This is a genomic window from Saccharothrix xinjiangensis, assembly GCF_039527585.1.
Lineage (GTDB): Bacteria > Actinomycetota > Actinomycetes > Mycobacteriales > Pseudonocardiaceae > Actinosynnema > Actinosynnema xinjiangensis.
In genome coordinates, this window is record NZ_BAAAKE010000014.1 from 177,388 (window position 1) to 197,243 (window position 19,856).

The 19,856-nt window shown below is 75.4% G+C and carries 18 protein-coding genes; 13 read left to right on the forward strand and 5 right to left on the reverse strand.

The genetic code is table 11. The annotated features are described in order from the left end of the window. Window positions 1–176: 176 nt before the first annotated feature. The 4 genes from ABD223_RS26005 to ABD223_RS26020 form a co-directional block, all read right to left on the reverse strand. Entirely contained in the window at window positions 177–1,751 is a 1,575-nt protein-coding gene (locus tag ABD223_RS26005) for a hypothetical protein (protein WP_344039122.1), read from the reverse strand. Then, window positions 1,748–3,562, reverse strand: coding sequence for a flavin-containing monooxygenase (locus ABD223_RS26010; protein WP_344039123.1), 1,815 nt, complete (start codon window positions 3,560–3,562; stop codon window positions 1,748–1,750). Before ABD223_RS26010 ends, ABD223_RS26005 begins: the two co-directional genes overlap by 4 nt. Before the next feature lie 162 nt (window positions 3,563–3,724). After that, entirely contained in the window at window positions 3,725–4,279 is a 555-nt protein-coding gene (locus ABD223_RS26015; protein WP_344039126.1) for a hypothetical protein, read from the reverse strand. Window positions 4,280–4,434: 155 nt separating this feature from the next. Beyond that, on the reverse strand, window positions 4,435–4,827 hold the full coding sequence (locus ABD223_RS26020; protein WP_344039127.1) for a bacteriophage spanin2 family protein: 393 nt from the start codon (window positions 4,825–4,827) through the stop codon (window positions 4,435–4,437). A 134-nt stretch (window positions 4,828–4,961) separates the two neighbouring features. Between ABD223_RS26020 and ABD223_RS26025 the strand changes: the two genes are divergently transcribed. From ABD223_RS26025 to ABD223_RS26055, 7 genes are all read left to right on the forward strand, one after another. Then, complete coding sequence (locus tag ABD223_RS26025; RefSeq protein WP_344039129.1) at window positions 4,962–5,381, forward strand: hypothetical protein; 420 nt, start codon at window positions 4,962–4,964, stop codon at window positions 5,379–5,381. 152 nt (window positions 5,382–5,533) lie between these two features. Beyond that, on the forward strand, window positions 5,534–6,943 hold the full coding sequence (locus ABD223_RS26030; protein ID WP_344039130.1) for a hypothetical protein: 1,410 nt from the start codon (window positions 5,534–5,536) through the stop codon (window positions 6,941–6,943). Further along, a complete protein-coding gene (locus ABD223_RS26035) occupies window positions 6,940–8,088 on the forward strand; it encodes an ARPP-2 domain-containing protein (RefSeq protein WP_344039131.1) in 1,149 nt (382 codons plus the stop codon). Before ABD223_RS26030 ends, ABD223_RS26035 begins: the two co-directional genes overlap by 4 nt. A 304-nt stretch (window positions 8,089–8,392) precedes the next feature. Then, window positions 8,393–9,451 carry an SGNH/GDSL hydrolase family protein gene (locus tag ABD223_RS26040; protein ID WP_344039132.1) on the forward strand — a complete coding sequence of 353 codons (1,059 nt, stop codon included), beginning with the start codon at window positions 8,393–8,395 and terminating at the stop codon, window positions 9,449–9,451. Between the two features lie 104 nt (window positions 9,452–9,555). After that, a complete protein-coding gene (locus ABD223_RS26045; protein WP_344039133.1) occupies window positions 9,556–11,664 on the forward strand; it encodes an iron-containing redox enzyme family protein in 2,109 nt (702 codons plus the stop codon). Window positions 11,665–11,677: 13 nt separating this feature from the next. Continuing rightward, complete coding sequence (locus ABD223_RS26050; RefSeq protein WP_344039134.1) at window positions 11,678–13,504, forward strand: carbamoyltransferase family protein; 1,827 nt, start codon at window positions 11,678–11,680, stop codon at window positions 13,502–13,504. 27 nt (window positions 13,505–13,531) lie between these two features. Next, on the forward strand, window positions 13,532–13,687 hold the full coding sequence (locus tag ABD223_RS26055) for a hypothetical protein (RefSeq protein ID WP_344039135.1): 156 nt from the start codon (window positions 13,532–13,534) through the stop codon (window positions 13,685–13,687). On the opposite strand, the gene ABD223_RS26060 is transcribed toward ABD223_RS26055, so the two are convergent. Beyond that, on the reverse strand, window positions 13,666–14,118 hold the full coding sequence (locus tag ABD223_RS26060) for a MauE/DoxX family redox-associated membrane protein (protein WP_344039136.1): 453 nt from the start codon (window positions 14,116–14,118) through the stop codon (window positions 13,666–13,668). The genes ABD223_RS26055 and ABD223_RS26060 overlap by 22 nt on opposite strands. Window positions 14,119–14,213: 95 nt before the next feature. Here ABD223_RS26060 and ABD223_RS26065 point away from each other — a divergent pair, with 95 nt between their 5' ends. From ABD223_RS26065 to ABD223_RS26090, 6 genes are read left to right on the forward strand one after another with little or no spacing between them, the layout of a single operon-like run. Beyond that, entirely contained in the window at window positions 14,214–14,927 is a 714-nt protein-coding gene (locus ABD223_RS26065) for a hypothetical protein (RefSeq protein WP_344039137.1), read from the forward strand. Next, window positions 14,924–15,391, forward strand: a complete 468-nt coding sequence (locus tag ABD223_RS26070) for a hypothetical protein (RefSeq protein WP_344039138.1) — start codon at window positions 14,924–14,926, stop codon at window positions 15,389–15,391. Before ABD223_RS26065 ends, ABD223_RS26070 begins: the two co-directional genes overlap by 4 nt. After that, window positions 15,366–15,905: a hypothetical protein gene (locus ABD223_RS26075; RefSeq protein WP_344039139.1), complete on the forward strand. Its 540-nt coding sequence runs from the start codon at window positions 15,366–15,368 to the stop codon at window positions 15,903–15,905. Before ABD223_RS26070 ends, ABD223_RS26075 begins: the two co-directional genes overlap by 26 nt. Continuing rightward, a complete protein-coding gene (locus ABD223_RS26080; protein ID WP_344039140.1) occupies window positions 15,905–16,048 on the forward strand; it encodes a hypothetical protein in 144 nt (47 codons plus the stop codon). Before ABD223_RS26075 ends, ABD223_RS26080 begins: the two co-directional genes overlap by 1 nt. A gap of 18 nt (window positions 16,049–16,066) precedes the next feature. Beyond that, window positions 16,067–16,609: a hypothetical protein gene (locus ABD223_RS26085; protein ID WP_344039141.1), complete on the forward strand. Its 543-nt coding sequence runs from the start codon at window positions 16,067–16,069 to the stop codon at window positions 16,607–16,609. Window positions 16,610–16,642: 33 nt separating this feature from the next. Beyond that, window positions 16,643–19,762 carry a S8 family serine peptidase gene (locus ABD223_RS26090; RefSeq protein ID WP_344039142.1) on the forward strand — a complete coding sequence of 1,040 codons (3,120 nt, stop codon included), beginning with the start codon at window positions 16,643–16,645 and terminating at the stop codon, window positions 19,760–19,762. The last annotated feature ends 94 nt before the right edge of the window (window positions 19,763–19,856 follow it).

Sequence of the window (19,856 nt, forward strand, 5' to 3'; positions counted from 1 at the left end):
CCTCTCGGTCGGGTTGCCGCGCACCCGCGTTACCGGTTGGGCCACCGTGGTGAGTGCGTTGCGGCACAAGCGTTTCGCCCGTTGGTGCGACACACCCGCGAAGCCGCACATCAGGGGTCCCCGGTTCGCGGCGGCGCGGGTGCGGTCACGAACCCCCGGAGGCCGGGAAGTCCACTTCAGACGGCATCGGCCGGCGCGGGGCGGTCCTCGGACAGGCGCAGCACGCTGCCCTCGCCGTCGGCCGACAGGAGCAGGGCGCCGCCCGGGTCCACCGCGAGCCCGGCGAACCGGCGCGGCGAACCGGGCATCCCGTGGCAGAACAGCGCGGGGTCGGCGCGGACCACGCCCGGCGGCGGGCCGACCGCGAGGTCCTCGACCTCGACCCGGGTCTCCCCCGTCGCCGGGTCGATCGCCAGCAGCCTGCGCCGCCCGGTCTCCACGGTGACCAGCTCGTCGCCGCGCACCACCAGGCCCTGCGGCGCGGCGAGCCCCTCGGCGACGGGCACCGCCTCGCCGTCGTCCAGGCGCAGCACCGCGCCACGCCGGTCGTCGCTCGCGTAGCAGCGCCCCCGGTCGTCCAGGGCGACGTCCACGGGGTGCTCCAGCCCGTCCGCGAGCACGGTGACGACGTCCTCCCGGTCGACGACCAGGACCCGCCCCGCGCCCGTCTCGGCGACCACCAGCGCGCCGTCACCGCGCACCGCGATGCCCGTGGGCCGGTCCAACCCGCTCGCCCGCACGCGCACGGTCCCGGTCGCGGGGTCGTAGGTGCGCACCTGGCCGTACTGCGAGGTCGTGTGCAGGAGCCCGCCCTCGGCCGCGATGCCGTGGACGAAGATCAGCAGGTCGCGCGCCACGACGCCGTCCGCGCCGGGGGTGACCGCGCTGTAGTGGTCGGCCACGCGCACCGTCCCGGACGGGTCGGCCGCCACCCCGTAGGGCCCGACGAGGCCCCGGGGCACGACCTCCCGCGTCCGGCCGTCGGGGTGCGCCTCCAGGATCCCGCCGCAGGCGAAGCTGGAGACGAACATGCGGTTCTCGTCGTCGAACGCCGCGTTGTCCAGCCCCGCCACACCGGTGGCGACGACCGTGCGCGCGCCGGCGCCGAACAGGTCGACCCGCGTCACGACGCCCTGCGCGCCGCGCGACAGGACGACCAGGACACCGGCCCGGTCGAAGCGCACCGCGACCGGCTCGTGCACCTCCTCCGCGACCGGCTCGGGCTCCCCGCCGTCCAGCGGCACCCGGAACACGCGGCCGGTCAGCATGTGCGGGTAGTACAGGCAGCCGTCCGGGCCGAGCTGCATCGCGTTGCCCATGGCCAGCCCGCCGGCGAGCACCCGGGGTTCGCCGCCGCCCGGGAACAGCTCCAGCAGGCGGCCGTCGACCTTCATCTCGTTGACGAACAACCGGTCGCCGACGCACGCGATGCCGTTGGGCGCCGCCACCTCCCCGGACACCCGCGTGAACTCGCCGCGCGGGTCGCGCCGCCACACCAGGCCGGGGACCAGGTCGGTGACGTACATCGAGCCGTCCGCCCCGAACGCCAGGTCGTCCGGCGACCGCACCGGCCCGCCCTCGGGCACGACCACCTCGACCTCGCCGGTGGCCAGGTCCACCGCGCTGATCCGCCCCGCGAGGAACTCCGCCACGTGCAGCCGCCCGTCCGGGCCGAACGCGACCCCGTTCGACCCGCGCAGGGGGCTCGGCCCGATCAGCCTCGTGACGCCCCACCCGCCGCGCCCGCTCACCGGTCGCCGACCAGGACGTCGTCCATGCCGCCCGTGCGCCAGTCGCGCAGCAACCCGTGGAACGCCACGGGACCGTCGCCGAACGACTCGCCGCGCTCGCGCGGCCTGCCCTCGTTGTTGTAGTAGCCGGGGGTGCACTCGGCCTGGAACCGGTACTGGTCGGCCGCCTTCTCCCGGATCGCGTCGACCCAGGCCTGCTCGGCCTCCGCGCTCGGCTCCACGTGCCGGGCCCCGGTCGCGCGGGCCCGCGCGACCACCGCGGCGACGTGCGTGGCCTGCTCGTCGAGCACGTGCACGAAGTTGACCGAACTGGCGTTCTGGAGGGGCCCGAGGTGGAACAGGTTCGGGAAGCCGTGGCTGTAGAACCCGTGCAGGGTCCGCGGGCCGTCGCGCCAGTGCGCCAGCAGCGGGACGCCGCCGCGGCCGTGCACCGGCAGGCGGCCGGACAGCACGCCCGACACGCCGACCTCGAACCCGGTCGCGAAGATGACGCAGTCGACCTCGTGCTCGCGGTCGCCGACCACCACGGCGTGCTCGGTGACGCGGGTGACGCCGCCGTGGTCCGCGGTGTCGACCAGGGTGACGTTGGGCCGGTTGAACGTCTCCAGGTACTCGTCGCTGAACGTCGGGCGCTTGCACATGTAGCGGTACCAGGGCTTGAGGGCCTCGGCCGTGGCCCGGTCGGCCACGACGGCGTCCACGCGGGCCCGCAGCTCGTCCATCTTCCGGAAGTCGACGAGCTCGTCGAGCCGCTCGCGCTCCTCGGGCGTGAGGTCGCTGGGCGCGTTGGTCGGGATGAGCTTGCGCAGCAGCCGGGCGCTGCCGGTCCAGCCGTCGGACACGAGGTCCTCCTCGACCGGTTCGCCGGTGACGACCGAGAGGAAGTTGTCCCGGCGGCGGCGCTGCCAACCGGCGGTCAGCGACCCGGCCCAGGCCGGGTCGGTGCGCCGGTTGCCGCGCACGTCGACCGAGGACGGGGTGCGCTGGAACACGTACAGGTGCTCCGCGTCGCGGCCCAGGTGCGGCACGACCTGGACGGCGGTCGCGCCGGTGCCGATGAGCGCCACCCGCTTGTCGGCGAGCTTGGCAAGGCCGCCGTTCGCGTCGCCGCCGGTGTAGCCGTAGTCCCAGCGGCTGGTGTGGAACGTGTGGCCGCGGAAGGTCTCGACGCCGGGGATGCCCGGGAGCTTCGGCTTGCTGAGCGTGCCGCTGGACACCACGGCGTAGCGCGCCCTCATCCGGTCGCCTCGGTCGGTGGAGACGACCCACTCGGCCGCGGCCTCGTCCCAGCTCAGCTCGGTGACGCGGGTGCGGAAGCAGGCGTCGCGGTAGAGGTCGAAGTGCCGCCCGACGGCCCGCGCGTGCTGCCGGATCTCCTCGCCCGGGGCGTACTTCCACTCGGGGACGTAGCCCAGCTCCTCCAGCAGCGGCAGGTAGACGTAGGACTCGATGTCGCAGTGGATGCCCGGGTAGCGGTTCCAGTACCAGGTGCCGCCGAAGTCGCCGCCGTCGTCGATCACCCGGATGCCCTCGACGCCCGCTTGGCGCAGGCGCGCGGCGGCGAGCAGGCCGCCGAACCCGCCGCCGACGACCGCCACCTCCACCCGGTCCTGGAGGGGTTCCCTGGTGAGCGGGCCGTCGACGTAGGGGTCGTCGGCGTAGTAGCCGAAGCTGCCCTCGGTGGACCGGTACTGCGCGTTGCCGTCCGGTCGGAGGCGGCGGTCCCGCTCCGCGCGGTACCTGGCGCGGAGGGCGTCCAGGTCGAAGCCGGGGTCGTGGCGGTCGCCGGACCGGGTGCTGGGGGTGGACATGCGTGCCTCTCTGCGGGTGCGCGGTGCCGGGACCGGGTGTCGATCCCTCCCGGCGGCCCAGCTAAGCGAACGCCCACAGTTTGAGTCAAGCGACTGACTTAAAAGCGCAGGTAGTACCGGTCCGTGCCGAGCCGGCTCCGGGGCGTGACCGGGAACCGGGCGTCAGTCGAGACCCGGGAACCTGGCCAGGGTCAGCTCGGCCGCCCGAGCGGCCCGCACCCGCCGCCGCCGCACGACGGGCGGCAGGACGAAGAGCATCACCAGCGAGAGCAGGACCAGCGGCAACTGGAACGCGACGGAGGACCAGCCGTCGTCCGGCACGCTCAACACGATGACGAGCAGGCCGAGCGCACCGGGCAGCCCGTAGAGGACCCGGTACAGCCCCGGCGAGTACGGCGCGCCCAACACGGCTCTCGCGACCTCCACCAGCGGTCGGGCCAGGCGGGGGTCGTCCACCGCCTCACCTCGCCGCACCGCCCGCCGCACGGCCCGGCGCTGCTCCCGGTCCAGCGCCCGGAAGGCGCCCGGCTCCCACAGCCGCCGCGCCACCACACCCGCCACCACGGCGATCACGGCGCCCGCGATGAGCATCACCCACAGGTTCCGCAGCTCCCACGCGAACGCGAGGGCGACGCCGAACAGCACGCAGACGAGCAAGCCGAGCACGATGACCGACTTGACGGGGCTCTTCCCGTCGTGCGAGCTCTTCCCGGCCACAACACCCTCCCCGGGTCGCGGTTGAGACGATCGACCACTACCCCACCGGCGGCCCCCGCACGCCCGGCCGCCCGCGGGCGGGCCGCGCCGTCCGATGTGGACCGCGCGGCGGGGCCGCCCGGAACGGGGAGGCGCCCCGGGCCGCCGGTCGGGGATCAGGTGCAGGCGGTGGTGAGGTTCGCCACCTGCGCGGCCCTGGTCTCCAACCACTGGGCGGGGCCGCTGACCAGGTCGTTCAGCGTCACGGCGGTCATCGTGGCCGCCAGCGCGCCGATGGCCTCGCTCAAGGTCGTGTTGGCGGCGTCGTTCGCCAGGTCGGCCAGCGCCGACCCGGCCTCGTGCGCCCGGTCGAGCGCCTCCTGCGGCGCGGCGATGTCGACGTTGACGGCCGCCTGGGACAGCGCGTCCGTGCAGAGCTGGACCGTGTTGGCGGTGTCGGCCACCGCCGCGGCCGTGTCCGAGGCCTCCTGGAGCGTCCCGCAGGCGCTCAGGGTCACGACAGCGGTCAGGCCGGTGATGATCGTGGCGAGTCGGGTTGCGGTGCGCATGGGCTCGTCCTTCCCGGTCGAGAGCCGTCACCCTTGAAGACGCGCGGGCGCCGACGAGGTTGTCCCGCCGCGCGGACGGTGGTCGCTTGCCGGGGAGCACCGCCGCTGGGATGGTTGGCGGAGGAGGTGCCGTGATGTCGATCGGCGTTGTGGCGGGGATCTGCGTCGCGTTGTTCGTCGCCGCGGGGGCGTTCGCCCACCTGCGCGGCCGCTCGACCCCCGGCTCGCCCGTCGGGCAGGCGCTGCGGTGGCTCGTCCTCGCGGGCGCCGTCGGCATCGCGGTCGCCGCGCTGCCCGACGCGCTCGCCGACAGCCCGGTGGTCCCCTCCCTGCTGGCGCCGCCCGTGCTGCTGGCGCTCCTGGCCCTGATCGCGGGCGGGTACGGCAAGGCGGTCGTCGCGACCAGCTCCGCGGCGGCGCTGCTGATGCTGCTCTGGGGCGTGTTCCTGGCCTCGTTCCTCACGCCGTACTTCGTGTTCCCGGCGCTGGCCCTCGGCGTGGCCGCGGTCGCCTCGATCCGCCCGCGCGACGCGCGCCAGGCGGCCGGGGCGTAAAACGCGTTCGCCCGCCCGAGGCGCCTTGTTAGGCTCTGCGCACGCCGGGCGCGGGACTCCGGTGCGACTTCCGGAACCCGCCTTGGTAGCGATGATTCGCAGTTCGCACCACCATTCCCCGCCCGGCGCCCACGACCAGGAACGGGTGCCCGATGGACCGCCTCGCCGCCGAGGACATGCTGCTGTTCGTCAACGCGGCGATCACCGCCACCGGGCAGCGCGAGTTCCGGCGGGGCGCGGCCGAGCAGCGCCTGTCGCTGGAGTTCCTGCACGAGTACATGGCGGTCAACTACCGGGACCTCTACGCCGCCGCGCTCGCGCTCGACGTCAACGACCACAACGCGGCGCTGATCGCGCTCCGCCTGCTGACCACCCCCGGCGACGCCCCGGCCGAGCAGCGGCGCGTGGAGGGGCGGCTGATCGCCGCGCGGCTGCGCGCCATGCCGCCGCAGCGCGTCTACCGGCTGTTCCGCGACCTGCGCCGGGCCCGGGTGAACAACCGGCGCACGCGCGCCCTGATCCGCGACTGGATCGCCGCGCGGCCCGACCCGGTGTTCGACGCGGTCAAGTACCGCGCCGGGGTGAAGGTGGCGCTGCGCCACGCCCACCTGGCGCCCGCGGGCGACGAGCTGGGGTCGTTCCTGTTCGCGCCGGCCCGCCGCGCCCACTACGCGACGCCGCTGCTGCGGACCTGGCGGCGGGCGCACTACGAGAAGGCCGCCCTGTACGAACTGCCCTACACCGTCGCCGAGGGCTTCGCGGCCCGGCACGGCATCGACCGCGCGAAGTTCCTGGAGCGGATCGCGCCGCGGCTGACGCAGCTGGAGCGGCTGCGGTTGCAGACCGCGGCCGGGCGCGACGGGGTCGGTGCGGTGGCCGCGGACCTGGCGACCATGCCGCTGACCCGGCTGGCCGGTTACGCGCTGTCGCTGCCGGTGCCCGAGCGCGTGGCGCGGCGCGGCGAGCTGACCTCCGCCCTGCGCGCGGCCGCCCGCCGGGCCTGCGGGCCGGACGCCGGCCGGTGGGGGCGCGTCGTCGCGGTGCTGGACGACAGCTTCTCCACCTCGGGCTCGGCGCAGAAGCGCCGCCGCCCGCTGGTCGTGGCGCTCGCCTGCCACCACCTGCTGGAGGCGCTGGCCGGCGAGTACGTCGCGCTGTGGACGTCCGGGCGCGCGGACGCCCTGCTGGCCCACCCGCACGGCGTGACCCCGCTGGGCGACCGGGTGCTCGACGCGCTGGGGCACGAGCCGGAGCGCCTCGTCATCGTGTCCGACGGGTGGGACAACGCGCCGCCCGGCCTCGCCGCCGAGGTGCTGCGCGTGTGGCGGACCCGGCTGGACCCGGACCGGCGGGTGAGCGCGGTGCACCTGAACCCGGTGTACGACGCGGACACCTTCACCGCCCTCCGCCTCACCCCCGAGGTGCCCACCGTCGGCGTGCGCCGGGCCGAGGACGTGCCGGCCCTGGTCGGCTTCGCCCGGCTCGCCGAGGGCACCACGGGCCTGGGCGAGGTGCGCGCGCACCTCGCCGACCGCGTCGCCCGGTTCCTGGAGGGGCGATGAGCGCGCGCCTCGACCTGACCGGCCTGACCGCCGCGCCCTCCCAGGTGTGGGGCGGTGTGCGGCTCGTGCCGCTGGTCCGCGACGAGCCGATCACCGACCTGCGGCTGCACGCCGAGCTGTACGGCGACGGCCTCGGGGTCGTGGCCGTGGACCGGCGGACCGAGTACTGGTCGTACATCCCCCACGGGTTCGTGGCCACGTGGTCCGGTGACGACTTCCCGTCCGCCGCCTACGGCACCTCCCTCGGTCCCGCCGGCGGGCACGGCGCGCCGCCCCGCGTGCCGGTGCGCGCCCACCGGCGGATGGCCCGGCGGACCGAGCGCGACGAGCTCCGCTTCCTGCCGCTGCACCTGGCCCTGGAGGGGTACCTCGCGCTGCACTTCGGCGGCCCGACCGTGGTCTGGGACGAGTGGTCGCAGCGCGCCGTCCGCAACGGCCTGTCGCCGCGCGAGGAGCAGGCGTACGGGGGCGCCGAGGTGCGGGACCTGGCGGACGCGCTGAAGCTCTTCGAGATCCACCCCGGCCAGTGCGGCGTGGTGGTGCACCTCGCCGACGCGCTCGCCGCGGCGTTCGTCGTGCCGCACCCGGACGACTACCGCGCCCTGCACGCCACCCTCGTGCAGGACATGTACGGCGAAATCGTCTACCAGTACGCCACCTACGGCGCCCCGGTGCCGGAGTTCCGCGCGCGCCTGGACGGCGCGTACGTGCGGTCCCTGGCCGACCTCCGCGCCGCCGCCGGGCGGCAGCGCGCGGAGTGGAGCCGGTTCCACGACGGCACCATGGCGGCCGGCCTGCTCGACGCCTCGTACTCGGTGCGCCGCGTCCACCGCCTCGGCAACTACGAGCTGTCCCGCTTCCTGCCCGCGTTCCGGCCGCGGCAGGAGAACCACATCGGCGAGCTGATCACCGACCACCGGGGCCGCACCGCCTACCTCAAGACGTTCCGGCTGTCGGAGACCCAGGCGCGCCGGGGCCACCTGCTGAGCGGGCTGGGCGACCACGACTGGCACCTGCCGAGCACCGCCGCGGCGCTGGGGCTGACCGAGGCGCAGTTCGGCCTGCGGCTGGACTCGGCGGGCCTGGGCTTCCTGCTGCGCGAGGACGTGCTGGCCCATTACCGCGCTTCGAAGATCAACGGGTGAACTCCGCGAGCGTCCACTACGGATCCGCTGCGGCATCCCGAAGCCCCGACGGTCCCGGCGGGACGCCCGCGCCCACCCGGCCGGGCCGAGGAACGCTCGCCTTGGCGGCGGTTCGCACCAGGTCACGCGCGAGGGGAGCCCGTCCGAACGCCGCCGGCCGCGCGCCCGTTCGCGGTAACGCGGGCACCGTAGCGAACTGCGGACGAACCGGACGCGGCCCCTGCGGACCGCGGTTAGTCTCCAGGCGGCCGGACTGCGGTGGGACGCGGTCGCGCGGCCACCGACACCGTCGAAGGGGGACGCGGTGGGACAGGCTGATCTCGCGCCGCAGATGAAGCAGTACGAGGACTTCGCGGGCGGCGACGTGCGCTGGCTGCCCTACCTCGTGTTCTTCAACCGCACCGACTACCGCTCGCCGGTGCTCAACACCGACGCGGGCGGGTTCCGGCTCGGGTCGGGCCCCGACGGGCCGTGCTCGCTGCTGGAGAACCACCCCGACGGCGAGGTGAGCGTGCTGCTCGGCGGTTCGCCCGCCTTCGGCTTCGGCGCGACCTCCGACGAGCGCACCATCACCTCGGCGCTGTCCCGGGGCGAGGGCGCCGCGACGTGGTTCAACCTCGGCGCGCCCGCCTACAACTCCACCCAGGAGCTGGTGCTGTTCATGCTGCACCGGCACCAGCTGCCTCAGGTGCGCGACATCATCGTGTTCTCCGGCCTGAACGACCTCGTGGTCGCGGGCCTGCCCGACGCCAACGCCGACTACGGCCAGTTCTTCTTCTCCGGCGAGTTCTTCACCCAGCTCGGCGTGCCCGAGGCGGGCAACCAGCTGCGGCAGCCGAAGTGGGCGCTGGGCCGGCTGGCCAAGCGCATCGGCCTGTCGGGCGGCGCCGCCGCGAAGGAGGACGAGGGGCCGCGCGCGCCCTCGACCGAGGAGCGGATCGACACCGCGGTGGCCCAGTGCACCCGCGACCTGGACCGCCTGCTCGAACTGGCCGCGCCGACCGGCGCCCGGGTGCACTTCGTGCTCCAGCCCACCGCGCTGTGGACCGGCAAGCGGCGCACGCCGGAGGAGCGGGCCCTGATCGACGACGCCGACCGGGAGCGGGCGGCGGTGTGGAACCTGTTCCGGCCGATCCTCGACCGGCAGGTGTACGAGCGGTACCGGGACCGGCTGGCGGCCACGTGCGCCGAGCGGTCGGTGTCCTTCTTCGACGCCAACCCGGCGCTGTCCGGCGACGACTGGTTCTTCGTCGACCTGGTCCACCTCAACGACGAGGGCAACCGGGTGGTCGCGGAGGCGATGCGGGACGCGCTCGGGCTCGACCGCGAACGACTCGACAGCGAGCTGGAGGAGGTCGGCTGATGTTCCGCAGGATCGCGCAGTTCTTCCGGCGGCGCAAGCGCAAGCGCCGCAACGACAACTCGATCTACCCGATGTTCTAACCGGTCCGGACCTGGGGGGCAGCCGTGTCGGACGCGGAGCACCGCACCACGTACCTGCGGGCGCTCGACCCCGAGTGCCCGTCACCCCGCGCCGACGAGCTGCCCCGCCTCCGGGCGGCGCTCGCGGCGGTCGGGGAGCACGACGGGGACGTCCCGGACCTCGCGGTCCTGGTGGACCGGGCCCGGGAGTGGGCGGCCGAGGAGGGCCGCCGGTTCCGGGAGGTCCTCGCCGGCGCGAACGGGGGTTCGGCGCGCGACCGCGTGCTGAACAACTGCGCGCCGCTGGCGCTGTCGGCGGGCGCGTGGCTCCAGTGGCTGTCCAGCGCCGGCAACGCGGAGACCGAACTGGTGCTGCGCGTCCTGTCGCTCTACGCCCAGGACGTCGGCGTCGGCTACCCGCACGCCGACCGGGGCAGCGACTACCGGGCGGTCCTGCGCGCGCACCGGCTGCTCGACGAGGCGCCCGGCGTGCGGCTCGCGGGCAGCGACCAGGTGGAGAGCTCCAGCTTCCGGTTCCCCGGCCTGCTGCTGGCCATGAGCCGCCTGCCGGAGCTGTTCCTGCCCGAGCTGGTCGGCGCGGACCTGCACCTGCGGGCGGTCGGCCTGCTGCCCCCGCTCGCCGGGCTCGACCCGGCGGACTTGGGCGTGCCCGCGGAGACCTTGGACCTCGGCGCGCGGCGGCGCGACGACCCCCGCACGGCGCTGGAGCTGTCCCTGTCCGCCGCCGAGGCGGTGCTGGACAGCGGCGAGGGCGACCGCCTGCGGCACGGCTTCCGGTGGGCCGGCGAGGAGCTGCGGACCTGGTGCGCCGCGCTGCTGCGGGAGACCGAGCTGGCGACCCACCCCGACTACGACATGTGGCGGCTGATCTGGGCCAGGGCCAGGCAGGCGGCCGTCTACCACGCCGACTTCCCGCTGGAGGGCAAACCGCTCGCGGAGTGGTTCGCCGACGTCGACGCCGGGCCGGGCGCGTTCCTGGACGCGCTGGCCCGCAGCACCCTGGTCCGGCCGGGCAGGCCCGACCGCAGCCCGCTGCTGCGCGGCCTCATCGGCGAGAAGGGCCGGATGTTCCGCATCTTCACCGACGACGAGGTCGCGGTGCTGCGGCGGTGGATCTCCAGCCTGTCGCCGGACGGGTCGGCCCCGGACGCCGCCGGGCACGAACGGCTGCACCGCGCGCAGGGGTCGTGGCACCGCCCGGACCACCCGCCCGCGCCCGCCCACCCGGCGACCGGGGCCGACGACTTCGGCAAGCCCTCGGCCCGCGAGGCGTACCGCGCGCTGCTCAGCCGCGACGACTCCCCCGGCCTGCGCCGGTACGCGCACGACTACGCGACCCGCTGGCTGGCCCGCTCCGCCTACGGCCTCGACCGGGCCCGGCGGGCGCTGCCGCCGCGCTGGGACCCGGAGACCGGGTTGCGCGGCTGGCTCGCCGCCGAGCACGACCGGCACGCCGCCGAGCACGACGCGGGAGAACCCCGGCTGCCCACCCGCGAGGACCTGGTCGACTCGACCCTCCAGCTCGCACCGCTGATCATGATCGACGGCGGCTGGCTCCAGGGCTTCACCGACCACCAGCTCGCCTCCTCGCCCACCGGCCAGTTCCTGTTCCAGACCTACTGGGACGAGCTGGGCAACGGCGTGTGGGAGCTGAACCACCCGAAGATCTACCGCGACCTGCTCCGCCAGATGGGCATCGACCTGCCGCCGACCGACTCGCCGGGGTTCAGCGCCCACCCCGGGTTCCACGACGAGTCGTTCGAGCTGCCGGTGTACTGGCTGTGCGTCTCCCGGTTCCCGCGCACGTTCCAGCCCGAGATCCTGGGCCTGAACCTCGCGATGGAGCTGTCCGGGGTCGGCGGCAGCTACCGGGACGCCCGGGTCGGCCTGCTGCACCACGGGTTCAGCACCCAGTTCGTCGACCTGCACAACACCATCGACAACGTCTCCACCGGGCACTCCGCCTGGGCGGTCGACGCCATCGACAGCTACCTGGCCGGACAGCCCCGCGACGACGGCGAGGTGTGGCACCGCATCCGCGTCGGCTACCGGTCGCTCAACCCGCCCGAGGGCGTCGCGGCCTCCCTCTACAGCACCCTGAAGTCCCGTACCTCACGGTACGCCCGGCGATGAGGAGCCGATCCGCGTGGCCACCGCAGCACTCGGTATCTCCGCCTTCTACCACGACAGCGCGGCGGCGCTGGTCGACGCCGGCGGCGTCGTCGCGGCCGCCCAGCAGGAGCGGTTCAGCAGGCGCAGGCACGACTCCGCCTTCCCGGACCTCGCCGTCCGGTACTGCCTGGAGGAGGCCGGCGCGAAGCTGGACGACCTGGACGCCATCGCCTACTACGAGGACCCGCGGCTGAAGTTCCGCCGCGTCCTGTCGACCTTCGTCGCCACCGCGCCCACGGCGTGGCGCGCCTTCCGCGACGTCGTGCCGGGCTGGCTCGCGTGGAAGGCGCGGGCCGGCGCCGAGGTCCGCGAGCGGCTGCGGGAGCTGGACCTCGGCGCGCCGCCGCCGGTCCGGTACTTCCGCCACCACGAGTCGCACGCCGCGTCCGCGTTCCTGCCCAGCCCGTACGGGTCGGCGGCCGTGCTGTGCGTGGACGGGGTCGGCGAGTGGGCGACCACGACGATCTGGCACGGCCGCGGCAACCGGGTCGAGCCGGTGGCCGAGCTGCGCTTCCCGCACTCCCTGGGGATGCTGTACTCGGCGTTCACCTACTTCTGCGGGTTCAAGGTCGACTCCGGCGAGTACAAGCTGATGGGCCTCGCGCCGTACGGCAGGCCCACCTACGCGCCGCTGATCCGGGAGCGGCTGGTCGACGTCAAGCCCGACGGCTCGTTCCGCCTGGACATGAGGATGTTCGAGTTCCTGCGCGGCCAGGTGATGACCGGGCGGGCGTTCGAGGAGCTGTTCGGCGGGCCGCGCCGGGAGTCGGAGAGCCCGCTCACCGAGCGCGAGTTCGACCTCGCCGCCTCGGTGCAGCAGGTGACCGAGGAGATCATGCTCGGCCTGGCGCGGACCGCGCGGGAGCGCACCGGCGAGGCGAACCTGTGCCTGGCCGGGGGTGTCGCGCTGAACTGCGTCGCCAACGGCAAGATCGTGGAGCGGGCGCTGTTCGACGACGTGTGGGTGCAGCCCGCGGCGGGCGACGCCGGCGGCGCGCTGGGCGCGGCGCTGCTGGCCGTCGACCCGCCCCGCGACCACGTCCGCGCGGGCCGGGACGCGATGCGCGGCGCCCGGTTGGGCCCCTCCTACAGCGACGCGGAGATCCGCGCCCACCTGGACGCGCACGGCCTGCCGCACCGGAAGCTGACCGAGGCCGAGCTCTCCGACGAGGTCGCCGGGCTGCTCGCGGACGGCAAGGTGGTCGGCTGGTTCCAGGGCCGCATGGAGTTCGGGCCCCGCGCGCTGGGGTCGCGCTCCATCCTGGGCGACGCCCGCGACCCCCGGATGCAGTCGGCGATGAACCTGAAGATCAAGTTCCGCGAGTCGTTCCGGCCGTTCGCGCCGGTCGTGCTCGCCGAGGACGCGACGGAGTACTTCCGGCTGCGCGGGTCGAGCCCGTACATGCTCGTCGTCGCGCAGGTCGCCGAGGCGCAGCGGCTGCCGGTCCCGGACACCGCCGGGACGGGCGGGCTGGACCTGCTCCACGTCGCGCGGTCGACGATCCCCGCGGTGACCCACGTCGACCACTCCGCCCGCGTGCAGACCGTCACCGCGGACACCAACCCCGAGCTGCACCGGCTGCTGACCGGCTTCAAGGCCAGGACCGGCTGCCCGGTGCTGGTGAACACCTCGTTCAACGTGCGCGGCGAGCCCATCGTGGCCACGCCGGAGGACGCCTACCGGTGCTTCATGCGCACCGACATCGACGCGCTGGCCCTCGGCAACACCCTGCTGCTCAAGGACGAGCAGCCGGAGTGGCGCGAAGAGGGCGACTGGCGCGACGAGATCCCGCTGGACTGAGACCGCGAACCGCAGGAGGAGATCGTGATGGTGGTGGTGCGCCGCGTCGTCGTCCCGGCGGTGCTGCTGGTGGTGTACCTGCTGGTGGTCACGCCGATCGCCGCGGTGGCCCGGCTGCTGGGCGACCCGCTGCGGCGGCGACCCGACCGCGCGGCCACCAGCTACTGGACCGAACTGCGGTAACGCCGGTTCGGTGTGCCGAACGCCCCGGGTCCACCGTCAGTGGTCCCGCCGGCGCCCGAGGGCCTCCGCCGCAGGTCCGCGACCTGCGGCAGCAGGTAGCCGACCATGGCCAGGACGAAGCCCCCGGACAGGGCGATCAGCGGCGGCGCGGCCGGTTCCGCCGCCGCGCCCACCGCGAACGCCACCGCCCGGCCGACCGTCCACCAGGTCACCGGGCCCTCGCCGCGGAAGCACCCGCACGGCGCGCCGGGACGCCGCTTCTTGAGGCGCGCCAAGTGAACCGCGAACGCGGCGTAGAGGACGGCGACCGCGTGCGGCGTCACCACCACCGACGCGGCGACCACCAGCTCCAGCACGGCGAGCGCCCGCCTGCCGCGCAGGTGGCCGAGCGCGGCGAACACGAGCAGCAGGGCCCCTCCCACGGCGAACACGGTTCAAACCTATCCTCGCCGCATCGCTTCGGGCAGACCACCAGGCGGTCCAACCTGCTGGTGAGCGCCGTCCCGGGTGTTCTAGCGTCCCCGCCGTGACCGCCGAACAAAGCCTGGACCTCGTGGCGCCCGGAGGGGACCGCGTCGTCGTCACGCTGCCCGGGACCGCGCCGGTGTCCAGCGTCGCGACGGCCGTGCGGTTCGCCGGCGGCTCCTACGGCACCGGCTTCCAGATCGGCCCGCGCGGCTACCACGAGTTCGCGCGCGCCCACGTCGCCCCCGCCGACACCACCGACCGCTTCCTGGTGCACGGCCGCGAGGTCGTGGTGGCCGAGGCGAGGGACGGCGAGTCGTCGTTCGCCACGCTGATCGGCGCCTACCACGAGCTGATGACCGTGTACGCGGGCCCGGCGCCGCGCCGCGACCGCGTCTTCGCGCTGTTCAACTCGCTGCGCGTGGACGACCGCGTGGGCGGCATGGTGGTCGAGCCGCGGTCGGCGACGTTGCTGGACACCATGAGCGAGCACGTCGTGGTCGTGGTGCGCGACTTCGGGTCGGTGTCCGTGCCCGGCCCCCGGCAGGCCCGCGACCACGTGCCCGCGCACGCGGGCGCGCCCACCCGCCACGGCGAGGTGTGGAAGGTCGCGCTGCCCGGCGCGCGGGGCTCGACCGCGCCGGCCGACCACACGTTCGTGGTGGGCTGCGCGGCGGGCGTGGCCGAGGTGCACCTGTCCGACTCTCCGCGCCGCACCGACCGGGAGCGGCTGGACTGGCTGGCGGGCATCGGCGTGGCGTGGGTGCCGGCGTGAACCCGGGCACCGCGTTCCTGGTCATCACCTGGGTGGCGATCGTCGTGCTGTTCCTGGGGCTGGCGGCGGTGCTGCGCGAGGTGCGGCTGCTGCGGGCCGCCGTGGCGCGCGACCCGGCGGGCTTCTCGGCGGCGCAGCCGGACGTCGTGCTGGGCGAGCGGTTCGCGAACCGGGTCGTGCTGGCCGCCGACTCCGGGTGCCCGCTGTGCGTGGCCGTGGCGCGGCGGCTGACCGACGCCGTGCTGCTCACCCACGAGCCGCCGGACGCGTGGGACACGCGGCTGGACGTGGTGAGCGACCGCGAGGCGTGGCGGTCGGTGTCGCACCTGGCGCCGCCGGTGCTGATGCGGGTCGACGCGACCGGTCGGGTGGTGCGGCTGGCGCTGCCCGTGCGCGAGGAGCAGGTGGACGAGGTGCTCGACGAGTGGGGGGTGCGCGGTGTTGGCGTTCGACTCGATCCCTGACCACGACCGGGGTGAGGGGCGCAGCGGCGCGCTGCGCGACCTGAAGGTCGCCGGTCGCCGCCGCACCGTGCTCAAGGCCGCGGTGCTGGGCGCGCTGACCATCGGCGCGGCCGCGCTGACGCCGCCGCGCCGGGTGCGCGCCGAGACCGGGCCCAACGCGCTGACCGGGTGGGACCGCAACGACTGCCGCGACGCCTACCCCAGCGGTTACGCGGAGGACCCCGACACCGGCGGCGAGTTCGTCAACACCTACGCGGCCTGCTGGGCGGGCGGGTGGCGCAGCAGCGAGTTCTGCGAGGCGGGCTGGCACAAGTTCGGCACGGCGGTCGTCGGCGACGTGCACGTCGACCACACGCCCATCGCGACCATGTGCGGCACCACCACGACCAAGAACGCGTGGCGCTGGACCACACCGGACGGCAACGTCTACCGCTGCTCCGACGGGTTCAGCACCTACTGGGGCGGCGGCCAGACCGGGCAGACCTACCTGACCATCTGCCGGGCGCGGGTGTGATGCGCTGGCACCCGCTCCTGCTGGCCGCGGCGCTCGCGGCGGCGGCGCTCGGCAGCGCGGCCGTCGCCCTGGTCGGCGCGGCGTTCGCGCCGTGGCTGCTGATCGGGGTGACGGCCGGGTTCGCCACGTCCGGCTCCACTTGAAGCCGGAACTCGGCCCACGTGCTGAGCTCGCCGGTCTGGCGAGGTCCACCCGCGCTGGCGTTCCGCGCCGGCCTGCTCCTCGGTGGCGCGCTGAGCGCCGCCGTGCTCCTGCTCGTCGGCTCGCTGCTGCGCGCGCCGCTGCCCGGCTGGGCGCGGTGGGCGGCGGTGGCGCTCGCGCTGCTCGCCGTGCTGCTGCGGGAGCTGCGCGTGCTGCGGTTCGCGCTGCCGGAGAACCGGCGGCTGGTGCCGGAGAGCGTGTTCCGGCTGGGCCGGCTGCTCGGCCCGCTCCAGTTCGGCGTGGAGATGGGCACCGGCGCGCGGACGTACCTGCCCAGCGGACTGCCCTACGCGGCGGCCGCGGCGGTGCTGCTGACCGCGACACCCGCGGGCGCGCTGCTCGCGGGCGTCGGTTTCGGGCTGGGCCGGGCGCTGATGACGACGGCCGCGCTGCGCCACCCCGGCGACTGGCACGCGCTGTGGGGTCGCTGGTCCGCGCGGCTGGCCGTGGTGCTCGGCTGCGCTTTCACCGCGGCGCTGGCGGGCGCGTTCCTGGCCGGCTGACCGTGTCCTCGTCTTCGGGAAGGGAGGGCGGACTTGCGTTCGCCGAAGCTGGTTCTGGTGGTCCTGCTGGCGGCCGGGTCGACGGCCGGGCCCGCGCCGGTCGCGGCGGGCGCGCCCGCCGTCGAGGCCGGGCAGGTGGTCACCCTCGTCACCGGTGACCGGCTGCGGGTCTCGCCCGGTCCGGGCGGGGTGGCCGTGGAGGTGCGGCCGGTGGCCGGGCGAGAGCACGTGGGCTTCCTGCGCGACGGCGACCGGGTGGTGCCCTCGGACGCCCTGCCGCTGATCGACGCCGGTCGGCTGGACCCGCGCCTGTTCGACCTGGGGCTGCTGCCGCGGGACCGGCCGCCCGCGGTGATCGTCACCGACGCGGGCGGCGACGTGCCCGCGACCGGTGTGCGGGCCCTGCCGAGCGTGCGCGGCGCGGCGCTGAGCCCCGCCGACGGCTTCTGGGGCTGGTTCACCCGCTCGCGGGCCTCGGTGTGGCTGGACGGCGTGTCGCGGCCGACCCTGGACGGGACCGCGCCGCTGATCGGCGCGCCCACCGCGTGGGACAGCGGGTTCACCGGGACCGGGGTCGCGGTCGGCGTGCTGGACACCGGCGTGGACGCCGAGCACCCCGACCTGGCGGGCCGGGTCGTCGAGCAGGCCGACTTCACCGGTTCCGGCACGGCCGACGAGGTCGGCCACGGCACGCACGTCGCCGGGATCATCGCGGGCGACGGCGCCTCGTCCGGCGGCCGGTACCGGGGTGTCGCCCCGGGCGCGACCCTGGTCAGCGGCAAGGTGTGCACGACGTTCGGCTGCCCCGACTCCGCGGTGATCGCGGGCATGGAGTGGATCGCGCCCCGCGCGCCCGTGGTGAACATGAGCCTGGGCGGCGCGTACAGCGACGGCCGGGACCCGGTGTCGCGCGCCCTGAACGACCTCACCGCCCGCCACGGCACCCTGTTCGTGGTGGCCGCGGGCAACGACCGCGCGCTCGACGAGCCCGACCCGCTGGCCTCGGTCACCTCCCCCGCCGCGGCCGACGCCGCGCTCGCCGTGGGCAGCACCGGGCGCGACGGCGCGACCAGCCCGTTCTCACCGCGCCAACCCCGCCGGGGCGACCACGCGGTGAAACCCGACATCGCCGCGCCCGGCGCCGACGTGGTCTCCGCCCGCGTGCCCGGCACGCCCGCCGGAGACACCGCGCCCGTGGACGAGCGCTACGCGGCCCTGTCCGGCACGTCGATGGCCGCGCCGCACGTGGCCGGGACCGCCGCGCTGCTGCGGCAGCGGCACCCCGGCTGGGCGGCCGACCGGCTCAAGCCGCTGCTGGTGAGCACCGCCCACCCGACCGCCGACGTGTTCGAGCAGGGCGCGGGCCGGGTCGACGCGGCGCGGGCCGTCGCCCAGGACGTGAGCGCGTCCGGCGGCGTCGGGTTCGGGTTCCTGCGGTGGCCGCACGACGTCGCGCCCGACCGCACCGTGACCTACCGCAACGACGGCGCGGAACCCGTGGAGCTGGCCCTGTCCACCGACTCGCCGCGCTTCACCGCCTCCGCGCCGAGCGTCGTCGTCCCCGCGCGCGGCGCCGCGTCGGTGACCGTGCGCCTGGACCCGGCCGGCGCGTCCGGCCGCTTGGGCGCGCGGCTGACCGGGTCGGCGCCCGGCGTGGTCGTGCGGACCGCGCTGACCGCCGTGCTCGAACCGGAGAGCCACGACGTGCGGGTCACGCTGCGCGGGCGCACCGGCACGTCGGCGTCGACCGTCGTGAAGGCCGTGGACACCGCGACCGGCGCGGCGCACGGCGTGCGCGTGGTGGGCGGCGTCGGCACGGCCCGCCTGCCGGAGGGCCGCTACGACGTCAACGCCGTCGAGGTCTCCGACGCCGGCGACGTGACCCTGCTCGCCCGGACCGGCGTCACCGTGGACCGGGCGACGACCGTGGCCCTCGACGCGACCACCGGGACCCCGGTCACCACCACCGTCGACCGCGCCGGCGCGGAACTCGTGGTCGGCGAGCTGCTGCTGGTGTCCGGCACGGCCGACCGCACCTCCGGCCTCGGCTGGTTCGCCCGGCCCGGTCAGCGGGTGCACCTGGTCGCCACCCCCGGCACGGTCACCGACCACGTGTTCACGCTGTCCTACCGGGCGACGCTGACCGCACCGGGCGCGGTGTACCACCTGGCGTTCCTGTCCCGGGGCGCGATCCCGGACGGCCGGTTCACCGCGCGCGACCGCGACCTGGCCCGCGTGGACGCGCACTACCACGCCCAGGGCGCGCCGACCGAGGGCCTGCGCTCGGACTACGCGTTCCTCGACGACCCCGGCGCGAACAGCGGCATCTACGAGGCCTACCCGCACGAGGTCCCCAGCCGCCGCACCGAGTTCTACACCGCGGCGCCGGACGTCCGGTGGCAGCACCTGGCCGCCCTGTTCCCGCCCGGCGCGGAGGACGTGGAGAACACGGTGTCCTACCGGACCTACCGACCGGGCCGCCAGGAGTCGCACTGGAACCGCGCGCCACTGGGCCCCGCGTTCGGCGACGAGGGACTGGGCTTCGGCGTCCGGCGCGACGGCGGGCAGCTGTCCGTGGGCGTGACCCTGCTGTCCGGCGGCGACCCCGACCACTTCACGCTGCCGCCGTACGGCGCGACCGGCACGACCGAGCTGTTCCGCGACGGCCGCTCGCTCGGCGTGAGCGACCTGCCCGGCACGGGCGTGTTCGAGGTGCCGGAGGAGCCGGGCACGTACACGCTGCGGTCCACCGTGCGGCGGTCCGTGCCGTGGTCGGTGATCGGCGCGTCGGCGGACGTGACGTGGACCTTCCGCGAGTCCGGCGGCCCCGCGCCGGTGCTGCTGGTGCGCGCCCAGGCGGACGTCGACGAGCAGGGCCGCGCCCCGGCCGGTCGGGTGTTCCCGGTGCGGCTGCTGGCGCGGCACCAGCCGGGGTCGACCACGTCCCGCCTGGTGGCGCTCAAGGTCGAGGCCTCGTCCGACGACGGCGCCACGTGGCGCGCCGCGCCCACCACGTTCACGCCGTCGGGCACCGGGGTGGCGCTGGTGTCGCACCCGGCCGCGCCGGGCTTCACGTCGCTGCGGATCACCGCGCGCGACGCGGACGGGAACTCGGTGGCGCAGACGGTGATCCGGGCGTACCAGACGCGGTAGGGACGGCCGGTCGTCGGCCGGGGGGGCGGTCCGCACCAGCGCCACCACCGCCCGACGACCGGCCGAACCCGGCGGGACCGAGCGGGACCTGGCG

Coding starts and splice junctions, on each gene's coding strand:
- ABD223_RS26080 (WP_344039140.1), top strand. CDS start 15,905: ATGCGCTGGCACCCGCTCCTGCTGGCCGCGGCGCTCGCGGCGGCGGCG.
- ABD223_RS26035 (WP_344039131.1), top strand. CDS start 6,940: ATGAGCGCGCGCCTCGACCTGACCGGCCTGACCGCCGCGCCCTCCCAG.
- ABD223_RS26020 (WP_344039127.1), bottom strand. CDS start 4,827: ATGCGCACCGCAACCCGACTCGCCACGATCATCACCGGCCTGACCGCT.
- ABD223_RS26010 (WP_344039123.1), bottom strand. CDS start 3,562: ATGTCCACCCCCAGCACCCGGTCCGGCGACCGCCACGACCCCGGCTTC.
- ABD223_RS26030 (WP_344039130.1), top strand. CDS start 5,534: ATGGACCGCCTCGCCGCCGAGGACATGCTGCTGTTCGTCAACGCGGCG.
- ABD223_RS26025 (WP_344039129.1), top strand. CDS start 4,962: ATGTCGATCGGCGTTGTGGCGGGGATCTGCGTCGCGTTGTTCGTCGCC.
- ABD223_RS26055 (WP_344039135.1), top strand. CDS start 13,532: ATGGTGGTGGTGCGCCGCGTCGTCGTCCCGGCGGTGCTGCTGGTGGTG.